General features: G+C 45.7%; 10 protein-coding genes. 9 read left to right on the top strand and 1 reads right to left on the bottom strand.

From position 1 onward, the window contains the following. The first annotated feature begins 558 nt into the window (after positions 1–558). Together glyA and NXS07_RS08830 are read left to right on the top strand one after the other, a co-directional pair. Positions 559–1,812, top strand: a complete 1,254-nt coding sequence (gene glyA / locus NXS07_RS08835; RefSeq protein WP_038192327.1) for a serine hydroxymethyltransferase — start codon at positions 559–561, stop codon at positions 1,810–1,812. 88 nt (positions 1,813–1,900) lie between these two features. After that, the gene (locus NXS07_RS08830) at positions 1,901–3,142 is read left to right on the top strand and encodes a 3-phenylpropionate MFS transporter (protein ID WP_038192326.1); all 1,242 of its coding nucleotides are present in this window, start codon (positions 1,901–1,903) and stop codon (positions 3,140–3,142) included. 70 nt (positions 3,143–3,212) lie between these two features. Here NXS07_RS08830 and suhB read toward each other — a convergent pair whose 3' ends face one another. Continuing rightward, positions 3,213–4,016 carry an inositol-1-monophosphatase gene (suhB, locus tag NXS07_RS08825; protein WP_012989420.1) on the bottom strand — a complete coding sequence of 268 codons (804 nt, stop codon included), beginning with the start codon at positions 4,014–4,016 and terminating at the stop codon, positions 3,213–3,215. 125 nt (positions 4,017–4,141) lie between these two features. Between suhB and trmJ the strand changes: the two genes are divergently transcribed. The 7 genes from trmJ (at position 4,142) to hscA (ending at position 10,093) form a co-directional block, all read left to right on the top strand. After that, the gene (trmJ, locus tag NXS07_RS08820; RefSeq protein WP_012989419.1) at positions 4,142–4,876 is read left to right on the top strand and encodes a tRNA (cytosine(32)/uridine(32)-2'-O)-methyltransferase TrmJ; all 735 of its coding nucleotides are present in this window, start codon (positions 4,142–4,144) and stop codon (positions 4,874–4,876) included. A 160-nt stretch (positions 4,877–5,036) separates the two neighbouring features. Then, the gene (iscR, locus tag NXS07_RS08815; RefSeq protein ID WP_038186911.1) at positions 5,037–5,531 is read left to right on the top strand and encodes a Fe-S cluster assembly transcriptional regulator IscR; all 495 of its coding nucleotides are present in this window, start codon (positions 5,037–5,039) and stop codon (positions 5,529–5,531) included. A 50-nt stretch (positions 5,532–5,581) separates the two neighbouring features. Beyond that, entirely contained in the window at positions 5,582–6,796 is a 1,215-nt protein-coding gene (locus NXS07_RS08810) for an IscS subfamily cysteine desulfurase (RefSeq protein ID WP_038223270.1), read from the top strand. 24 nt (positions 6,797–6,820) lie between these two features. Next, positions 6,821–7,207 (top strand): Fe-S cluster assembly scaffold IscU, encoded by a 387-nt coding sequence (gene iscU / locus NXS07_RS08805; RefSeq protein WP_038223268.1) that lies wholly within the window; start codon positions 6,821–6,823, stop codon positions 7,205–7,207. A 79-nt stretch (positions 7,208–7,286) separates the two neighbouring features. Then, complete coding sequence (iscA, locus tag NXS07_RS08800) at positions 7,287–7,610, top strand: iron-sulfur cluster assembly protein IscA (protein WP_038192322.1); 324 nt, start codon at positions 7,287–7,289, stop codon at positions 7,608–7,610. A gap of 58 nt (positions 7,611–7,668) precedes the next feature. Next, positions 7,669–8,190 (top strand): co-chaperone HscB, encoded by a 522-nt coding sequence (gene hscB, locus NXS07_RS08795; protein ID WP_038223266.1) that lies wholly within the window; start codon positions 7,669–7,671, stop codon positions 8,188–8,190. A 55-nt stretch (positions 8,191–8,245) separates the two neighbouring features. After that, positions 8,246–10,093, top strand: a complete 1,848-nt coding sequence (hscA, locus tag NXS07_RS08790) for a Fe-S protein assembly chaperone HscA (RefSeq protein WP_258086562.1) — start codon at positions 8,246–8,248, stop codon at positions 10,091–10,093.

Below are 10,093 nucleotides of genomic sequence, written 5' to 3'. Positions count from 1 at the left end.
TTAGTGGACGCGGTAAGTCAGTGTATTGTATTACCGACTATAACAAAAGTGCAGATAATTTCATTGATTAACTTAACTAATCTGATAATCAGATTGAAGAATTTTGTAATGTATAATTGTGTTTGAATATACTCTTATGGAATAGGAGCTACATTTGCATAGGTAGCAACAATTATTATAAAGCAGAGGCTCAAATTCTCATTACAGCAAAGCACTTGAATTTTTTTCAAGTGATAGTGAAATTTGTCACATGTGAATTAAGTGAAAATGCCAATCTAAAAGCAAGATCAGGGGTAAACACACGCCTCTATATCTGTGGAAAAGCGATTTGTATCACCACAAGGTCTGACTAAGGTCACAAATATCAATAACAAATTGGAAATCAGTAACTCGTATGACCAGACACCCAGTCCTGGTACCTTGTTGCCATCTGCATGCAATCGTTTGCGTAAAATATCCTGTCAAGGCTATCTCATTTGATAAAAAGAGTTTACACTGTGTGACATTCTGGCCCTCAGGGGTATTTTTTTAGAGATGTAGCTGAGTCAGGAGAACCTAATGTTAAAGCGTGAAATGAATATTGCGAATTACGATCCCGAACTGTGGCAAGCGATGGAACAGGAAGTTCGTCGTCAGGAAGAACACATTGAACTGATTGCTTCTGAAAACTACACCAGCCCAAGAGTTATGCAGGCTCAAGGATCTCAACTCACCAACAAGTATGCGGAAGGCTATCCGGGTAAGCGTTACTACGGTGGCTGCGAATATGTTGATGTAGTTGAGCAGCTTGCAATTGACCGTGCAAAAGAACTGTTTGGTGCAGATTATGCCAACGTCCAGCCACACTCCGGCTCTCAGGCAAATGCGGCAGTATACATGGCTCTGTTGAAACCAGGCGACACCGTTTTAGGAATGAATCTGGCTCATGGTGGTCATCTTACTCACGGTTCTCCAGTTAACTTCTCCGGTAAACTCTATAACGTAGTCCCTTATGGTATTGATGAGAGTGGCAAAATCGATTACAACGATATCCGCTCTCAGGCACAGAAACATCAGCCAAAAATGATCATTGGCGGCTTCTCTGCCTACTCCGGTGTTGTTGATTGGGCGAAGATGCGTGAAATTGCCGATGAAATCGGGGCTTATTTGTTTGTTGATATGGCTCACGTTGCTGGCCTGATCGCAGCAGGTGTTTATCCAAACCCTGTTCCTCATGCTCATATCGTCACAACGACAACGCATAAAACACTGGCTGGCCCACGTGGCGGCCTGATTTTAGCGAAAGGCGGCGATGAAGAACTGTACAAAAAATTGAACTCTTCTGTTTTCCCAGGTGGCCAGGGTGGCCCGCTGATGCATGTTATCGCGGGCAAGGCGGTTGCACTGAAAGAAGCGATGGAACCTGAATTCAAAACATATCAGCAGCAAGTGGCTAAAAATGCCAAAGCAATGGTCGATGTGTTTTTAGAGCGCGGTTATAAAGTCGTTTCGGGTGGGACTGAAAACCATTTGTTCCTGCTGGATCTGGTGGATAAGGATATTACGGGTAAAGACGCTGATGCTGCATTAGGGCGCGCTAATATCACAGTTAACAAAAACAGCGTTCCTAACGATCCTCGCAGTCCATTTGTGACTTCTGGTATCCGCATTGGTACTCCTGCAATTACCCGCCGTGGCTTCAAGGAAGCAGAAACTTGCGAACTGGCTGGCTGGATGTGTGATGTGCTGGATAACATCAATGATGAAGCGATCATTGAAAACGTTAAACAAAAAGTTTTGGCAATCTGCGCTAAATACCCGGTTTACGCATAATTTAGAATAAAAATATCACTAATACTAAGCCCGACTCATAACATTAGTTTTGAGCGGGTTTTTTTGCATTTAAAAAATGGGGGGTTTGATGGTTGTTCCATCGACATTTTGGCTGGGGTTAAGTTATTTCACTTACTTTTTTTCTTTTGGCATCTTTTTGCCATTTTGGGCGGTCTGGTTGAAAGGAGAGGGAATTGAGCCAGCCATGATCGGAATATTGTTGGGAGTAGGCTTGGTTGCCCGTTTCCTCGGTAGTATGTTCATTTCACCTACGGTTAAAGATCCTTCAAAATTAATCATTGCATTGCGATTATTGTCACTATTGGCGCTGCTCTTTGCCATTGGTTTTGCATTTGGTAGCCATTGGGCATGGATTTTCTCTGTCATGATAGGTTTCAACCTATTCTTTTCGCCACTAGTTCCCTTATCGGATGCCTTAGCGGGAACGTGGCAAAAACAGTTTACTTTTGATTATGGCAAGGTGCGGGTCTGGGGGTCTATTGCCTTTATTATCAGTTCTTCGCTAACAGGTATATTGATGTCTTCCAATGGCATCAACTTCTCAATCAGCAATTTAGAATTGAGTATTTCTTTTGACAGAATAAATAATTGGGTTGGAAGCAATCTGTTTGGCCATCACCATATCATTCTTGCCTTCTTGATTTTCAGCCTTTCTGTCATGTTACTGGGTATGATGTTAAAACCATCCATTATGCCTGCGGGAAAAATCAAAGCCGCAAATACTCATACGGTATCGTTTAAAGAACTGCTGTCTGAGAAGTCTGTATGGCAGTTTTTATTGTGTGTCACCTTATTACAGGGGGCGCATGCGGGTTATTACAGCTTCGGTTCCATTTATTGGGAAAATGCAGGCTATTCTTCAGCAACCATCGGTTATCTCTGGTCGCTGGGCGTTGTGACAGAAGTCATTATTTTTACCTTCAGTAAGCAGTTGTTCCGTCGTTGGAATGCCCGTAACTTACTGTTGCTCTCTGCTATTTGTGGGATTCTCCGTTGGGGGCTGATGGGCACATCAACTGAATTGCCAGTGCTGATCATCATCCAGCTCCTGCATTGCGGAACTTTCACGGTTTGCCACTTGGCGGCTATGCGTTTTATTGGCGCCAGAAAAGAAAATGAAATTATTCGTTTGCAGGCAATTTACTCCGGGTTGGCGATGGGGGGAGGTATTGCCGTTATGAGTGTGATTGCTGGCTTCTTATATGAATATATGCAAAATGGCATCTATTGGGTTATGGCGTTAGTGGCATTTCCGGTGCTTTTCCTGAGGCCTAAAGCAGAAGCACGAGTGTATCCATTACCTAAGTAACCATAAAAAGGGCACCAGATGGTGCCCTGAAAATAACATTGCTCACATAGTCATTATTTTAATAATAAAATCAGCGTTTTAATGCTTCACTTAATTCTTCACGCATTTCAGACAGCATGTCTTTAACGATACGCGGGCTACCTGCAACGATATTACCGGAGTTGATATAATTGTGACCCCCGACAAAATCGGTAACGATGCAACCCGATTCACGCACCAGCAATTCGCCGCCCATAAAATCCCAAGGTTTCAGACCAATCTCGAAGAAACCATCTACACGCCCGGCGGCAACATACGCCATATCCAGAGCAGCAGAGCCAGTGCGACGGAAGTCTGCACAGCGGTCAAATAATTTGCCCAGTATTTTAATATAAGGGGTAGTGTGCTGTTTTGCCTTGAATGGGAAACCAGTGGCAAGGATAGTGCCATCCAGATCACGGGCATTGGTGCCACGTAGACGATAACCATTTAATTGTGCGCCTTGACCACGGGCTGAGCTAAACAGTTCATTGCGCATTGGATCATAAACTACAGCCACTTCGGTACGGCCTTTGATGCGCACAGCAATGGAAACAGCAAAATGGGGAAGACGTTTAATAAAGTTGGTGGTGCCATCCAGTGGATCGATCACCCAGTGGAAATCGTCTTCTTCACCTAAGTGCTCACCGCTTTCTTCAGTGATAATGGTGTGCTTAGGATAAGACTTACGGATAATATCGATGATCAGCCTTTCTGCTTCACGATCAACATTGGTTACAAAATCGTTGCTGCCTTTTTGGCTAGCTTCGACGGCATCAGGTGTTTCGTAGCTTTTGGCAATGTAATTGCCGGCTTTACGCGCAGCGCGTATAGCGATGGTTAGCATCGGATGCATGGGGTATCTTCCACCGGGATGTTAAAGAACGGGAAATAAATCGGGTCGTACTATAGCAGTAGTTCGGCAAAATGACTAATGCTGTGTTAAGATATTCGGCTCTTATACCGAATCTAAAAGCCGTCATGTTAGAGAATATCCGCATTATTCTGGTAGAAACTTCCCACACGGGCAACATGGGGTCAGCTGCCAGGGCCATGAAAACAATGGGATTAACCAACCTTTATCTGGTGAATCCGCTCGTTCAACCTGACTCTCACTCCATTGCACTTTCAGCAGGTGCCAGTGATGTCATTGGTAATGCAACAATTGTGAATACACTGGATGAAGCATTGGCTGGATGTGAGCTCGTCATCGGAACCAGTGCCCGTTCCCGTACGCTTTCCTGGCCGATGGTTGAACCACGTGAATGTGGAGAACGCTGTATTAAGGCAGCCGGCCATTCCCCGGTTGCGGTTGTGTTTGGCCGTGAACGTGTTGGTCTGACAAATGAAGAATTACAGAAGTGTAATTACCACCTTTATATTCCGACCAACCCAGAATATGGTTCGCTAAATCTGGCAATGGCTGTTCAATTGGCCAGCTATGAGATTCGCATGGCTTATCTCGCAGTTCAGGAAAAGTCAGAACACGTGGAATCTACGGAACATGAGGTAGAATATCCTCCTGTCGAGGATATGGAACGTTTTTATCAGCACCTTGAGCAGGTATTGAATGATTCTGGTTTCATTCGCAAGGCGCATCCAGGCCAAATAATGAACAAGTTAAGACGTCTTTATACCCGTGCACGTCCAGAAACTCAGGAGCTGAATATTCTGCGTGGTATACTGACTTCTATGGGAAAATGGTCTGGAAAATAACCGAAATAGCAGGAAACAGCCAGAAAGCGGGTGGATAGCAGGTGAAAAAAAAGTGAAAGGTAACCAAAATAATAGTTGACTAAATTAGTAGGTTAAATAGTTGACTAAAACACTCAGGAATGCCACAATTTCACTCATATTTCACCATGGAGTTTTTGTTATGAGACTGACATCAAAAGGACGTTATGCGGTAACAGCCATGCTAGATGTGGCGTTGCATTCACAAGAAGGGCCGGTGCCATTAGCCGACATTTCTGAGCGTCAGGGAATCTCCCTTTCCTATCTTGAGCAATTGTTTTCCCGCCTGCGTAAAAATGGTTTGGTTTCTAGTGTCCGTGGTCCAGGTGGCGGCTATCTACTAGGCAGAGATGCCGGTAATATTTTCGTTGCCGAAGTGATTTCTGCTGTTGATGAATCTGTTGATGCAACTCGCTGTCAGGGCAGGGAAGGCTGTCAAGGCGGTGATCGTTGTCTGACTCATACGCTATGGCGTGATCTCAGCGATCGCATCACGAGTTTCCTCAGCAGCATTAGTTTAGAAGAATTAGTTAAAAATCAAGAAGTCTTAGACGTTGCTGATCGTCAAGACAGCGATAAGCGCCGTACACCTAACGGCAGGCCTCAAGAGACGATTAACGTTAACCTGCGTGCGTAAACTTTGCGGCAAACAGAAGTATTAAAAGTGTTTTACGGAGCATGTGAGCAATGAAATTACCCATTTATTTGGACTATTCAGCAACCACACCGGTTGATCAGCGTGTTGCTGAAAAGATGATGAACCATCTGACTATGGACGGGGTTTTCGGCAACCCGGCTTCCCGTTCACACCGTTTTGGCTGGCAGGCTGAAGAAGCGGTTGATATTGCGCGTAATCAAATTGCAGATTTGGTTGGAGCTGACCCGCGTGAAATCGTGTTGACTTCAGGTGCAACAGAATCAGATAACCTCGCGATCAAAGGTGCTGCAAAATTTTATCAGAAAAAAGGCAAGCACATTATTACCTGCAAAACTGAGCACAAGGCCGTTTTAGATACTTGTCGCCAGTTAGAGCGTGAAGGTTTTGAAGTGACTTATCTTGCGCCGATGAGCAATGGCATGCTTGATCTGAAAGAACTGGAAGCCGCCATGCGCGACGATACTATTCTGGTTTCCATCATGCATGTGAACAACGAAATCGGTGTCATTCAGGATATTGTGACCATTGGTGATATTTGCCGCAGCCGTGGCATCATGTTCCACGTTGATGCAACCCAAAGCGTTGGTAAATTACCTATCGATCTCAGCAAACTGAAAGTTGACCTGATGTCTTTCTCTGCTCACAAATTATATGGGCCAATGGGCATCGGAGCACTGTATGTTCGCCGTAAACCACGCGCCCGTATTGAAGCTCAGCAGCATGGTGGTGGTCATGAGCGCGGTATGCGTTCCGGTACATTGCCTGTTCATCAGATCGTGGGTATGGGTGAAGCTTACCGCATCGCAAAAGAAGTGCTGGAAACAGAATCAGAGCGTCTGCACGGTTTGCGCCTGCGTTTGTGGAACGGTATTAAAGATATTGAAGAAGTTTACCTGAACGGTGATTTGGAACTGGGTGCACCACACATTCTGAATGTCAGCTTCAACTATGTTGAAGGTGAATCATTGATGATGTCGTTGAAAGATTTGGCTGTTTCTTCTGGCTCGGCATGTACTTCCGCGAGTCTGGAACCTTCTTATGTCCTGCGTGCGCTGGGCATGAATGATGAGCTGGCACACAGTTCTATTCGTTTCTCTTTGGGGCGTTTTACCACAGAAGAAGAAATAGACTATGCAATCAAATTGATTCACAACGCGATTGGTCACCTGCGCGATCTTTCTCCATTATGGGAAATGTTCAAGCAAGGTGTGGATATCAGTACCATCGAGTGGTCTCATCATTAATCAAACGGTTTCAGGAGTAACGAAATGGCTTACAGCGATAAAGTAATTGATCACTACGAGAACCCACGTAATGTTGGTTCATTTGACAGTGAAGATCCTTCAGTTGGCAGTGGCATGGTTGGTGCACCTGCTTGTGGTGACGTTATGAGACTGCAAATCAAGGTCAATAACGAGGGTATCATCGAAGACGCACGTTTTAAAACCTATGGTTGTGGCTCTGCGATTGCGTCCAGTTCTCTGGTAACAGAATGGATGAAAGGAAAATCGCTGGAACAGGCTGGGGCTATCAAAAATACAGCGATTGCCGATGAGCTGGAATTGCCACCCGTGAAGATTCACTGCTCTATTTTGGCAGAAGATGCTATCAAAGCAGCGATTGCGGATTACAAAAGCAAGCGCGAAGCTAAATAATTCTTTTAACAAAAAGACATAATTCTGGTGGATATTGATTCAATATCCACCTTTACTAGTTTTAAAAGTGAGGTGTTGTATGTCAATTTCCCTGACAGAAAGTGCAGCCCAGCGTATTTTGGCTTTTCTTGACAATCGTGGGAAAGGTGTGGGGTTGCGTTTGGGAGTGAGAACATCCGGCTGCTCTGGTATGGCATATATACTTGAATTCGCTGATACCGTTAACGAAGAAGATCAAGTTTTTGAAGACAAGGGCGTGAAAGTCATCGTTGATGGTAAAAGCATCGTTTACCTTGATGGTACTGAGTTGGATTTTTCTAAAGAAGGTCTGAACGAAGGCTTCAAATTCAATAACCCCAATGTTTCCAGCGAGTGCGGTTGTGGGGAAAGTTTTCACGTTTAACCCATTTTTTGACTGAGCACTTTACGAAATATCTGTATTTGCAAAACAAGAGTAACTTATGGACTATTTTACTTTATTCGGGCTGCCTGTACGCTACGTGATTGACCGTGAACAATTGTCGATCCGTTATCGGGAATTGCAGCGTCAGTTTCACCCTGATCGTTTTGCTAACCAGCCAGAACGTGAAAAAGCGCAGGCTCTTCAGCAAGCGTCCATCATTAATGATGCTCTTTATACTCTGATACATCCCTTGAAACGTGCAGAATATATGCTGTCTCTGCAAGGGTTCAATTTGTCCGGCGAGCAGCATACCATGCAGGATACCGCGTTCCTGATGCAACAGTTGGAGTTGCGCGAAGAGCTTGATGCCATTGAGCATAGCGCGGAGCCAGAAATCGCATTGGCCGATTTTTCATCTCGCTTGAGTAAAATGATCAAAACACGCAGTGAGCAGATGGAACAGCAGCTTGATGCTGCACAATGGCCAATTGCAGCCGATACCGTCCGTAAATTACGCTTTCTGGATAAATTGCAACAGCAGGTTGAACAACTGGAAGAGCGGTTGCTGGATGATTTTTAGCTGGATAGCTTTTGAGTAAATCGCTTTTGGCTGAATAGTTTTTATAGGGGCACACATGGCTTTATTACAAATCAGTGAACCTGGTTTATCTGCCGAACCACATCAGCGTCGTCTGGCCGTGGGGATTGATCTTGGTACAACACACTCTCTGGTTGCGACAGTTCGCAGTGGTCAGGTAGAAACCTTGGCAGACAGTGAAAACCGTCACTTACTTCCTTCCGTTGTACAATATCGCAAAGATGAAACTCAGGTCGGCTGGCAGGCGCGTCAGCAAGCGGCATCCGATCCTGTTAATACCATTATTTCCGTCAAACGTATGATGGGACGCTCTTTGGCTGACATCCAGCAGCGTTACCCAAATCTGCCGTACCAGCTTCAGGCAAGTGAAAACGGGCTGCCGTTGCTCAATACTGTGGCAGGCCTGGTGGATCCTATTCAGGTTTCTTCTGAAATATTGAAATCGTTGGCACAACGGGCAGAAGAAACCTTGGATGGCAAACTTGATGGTGTTGTTATCACCGTTCCGGCCTATTTTGATGATGCACAGCGACAGGGAACAAAGGATGCTGCGCGTTTAGCGGGTCTGCACGTCCTGCGCCTTTTAAATGAACCGACTGCCGCTGCCATTGCTTATGGTCTTGATTCTGGTCAGGAAGGTATTATTGCTGTTTACGACCTTGGTGGCGGAACATTCGACGTTTCTGTTCTCCGCCTGAGCCGTGGTGTATTTGAAGTTCTGGCAACCGGTGGTGATACCGCACTGGGCGGTGACGATTTTGACCTGTTGCTGGCAAATTGGATCCGTGAACAGGCCGGGATCAGCGATAGTGATCACGGGTTACAGCGTCAACTGTTGGATGTTGCGACGCAGGCCAAAATTGCTTTAAGTGATGCAGATACGGCCGAGATCAGCATTGCAGGCTGGCAGGGCAATATTACTCGTGCCGAATTTAATGAGTTGATCATATCTCTGGTCAAACGCACATTGCTGGCCTGTCGTCGAGCCCTGAAAGATGCGGGTGTCACAACGGGTGAAGTTTTGCAGGTAGTGATGGTCGGCGGTTCAACGCGCGTACCATTGGTACGCAGCATGGTGGGCGAATTTTTCGACCGTGAACCACTGACCTCTATCGATCCTGACAGAGTCGTTGCTGTTGGGGCGGCGATTCAGGCTGATATTCTGGTAGGTAATAAGCCTGATAGCGAAATGCTACTTCTGGATGTTATCCCGTTATCACTCGGTCTGGAGACTATGGGTGGGCTGATCGAAAAAGTCATTCCACGTAACACCACCATTCCTGTTGCAAGAGCGCAGGAGTTTACCACATTCAAAGACGGCCAAGGGGCGATGAGCATCCATGTGGTTCAGGGAGAAAGAGAATTAGTGAATGATTGCCGTTCACTGGCTCGTTTCACGCTGCGTGGTATTCCTCCATTACCGGCGGGTGGTGCGCATATTCGTGTGACCTTTCAGGTCGATGCGGATGGTTTGCTGAGTGTCAGCGCCCTGGAAAAATCCACGGGTGTTGAAGCTTCCATTCAGGTTAAACCTTCCTATGGCCTGTCCGATGCGGAAATCGCCCGAATGCTCAGAGACTCAATGACCAATGCGCAGGAAGATATTCAGGCGCGTAAACTGGCTGAACAAAAAGTAGAAGCGGCGCGGGTGCTGGAAAGTTTAACCAGCGCACTGGAAAAAGATGCCGACTTGCTGAGTCAGGAAGAACAGGTTGCCATTGATGCTGCCGTAGAAGTATTAATCGAGAGCGCACAGGGAACCTCTTCTGATGCGATTGAAAGTGCAATTAAACAATTGGACAAACAAACGCAGGAATTTGCAGCGCGTCGCATGGACACATCAATCCGCCGGGCTTTGGCGGGTCATTCTGTGGATGAGATTTAA

Origin of the sequence: Xenorhabdus bovienii (genome assembly GCF_024721015.1) — a bacterium.
GTDB classification, from domain to species: Bacteria; Pseudomonadota; Gammaproteobacteria; order Enterobacterales; family Enterobacteriaceae; genus Xenorhabdus; species Xenorhabdus bovienii.
The sequence above is the reverse complement of the archived record's forward strand: the minus strand, read 5'-3'. Positions and strand labels throughout refer to the sequence as shown.

Bases quoted from the DNA above. Each gene is read 5' to 3' on its own strand.
- NXS07_RS08830 (WP_038192326.1), top strand. From the start codon at position 1,901: ATGGTTGTTCCATCGACATTTTGGCTGGGGTTAAGTTATTTCACTTAC.
- hscB (WP_038223266.1), top strand. From the start codon at position 7,669: ATGGACTATTTTACTTTATTCGGGCTGCCTGTACGCTACGTGATTGAC.
- iscA (WP_038192322.1), top strand. From the start codon at position 7,287: ATGTCAATTTCCCTGACAGAAAGTGCAGCCCAGCGTATTTTGGCTTTT.
- hscA (WP_258086562.1), top strand. From the start codon at position 8,246: ATGGCTTTATTACAAATCAGTGAACCTGGTTTATCTGCCGAACCACAT.
- glyA (WP_038192327.1), top strand. From the start codon at position 559: ATGTTAAAGCGTGAAATGAATATTGCGAATTACGATCCCGAACTGTGG.
- trmJ (WP_012989419.1), top strand. From the start codon at position 4,142: ATGTTAGAGAATATCCGCATTATTCTGGTAGAAACTTCCCACACGGGC.
- suhB (WP_012989420.1), bottom strand. From the start codon at position 4,016: ATGCATCCGATGCTAACCATCGCTATACGCGCTGCGCGTAAAGCCGGC.
- NXS07_RS08810 (WP_038223270.1), top strand. From the start codon at position 5,582: ATGAAATTACCCATTTATTTGGACTATTCAGCAACCACACCGGTTGAT.
- iscU (WP_038223268.1), top strand. From the start codon at position 6,821: ATGGCTTACAGCGATAAAGTAATTGATCACTACGAGAACCCACGTAAT.
- iscR (WP_038186911.1), top strand. From the start codon at position 5,037: ATGAGACTGACATCAAAAGGACGTTATGCGGTAACAGCCATGCTAGAT.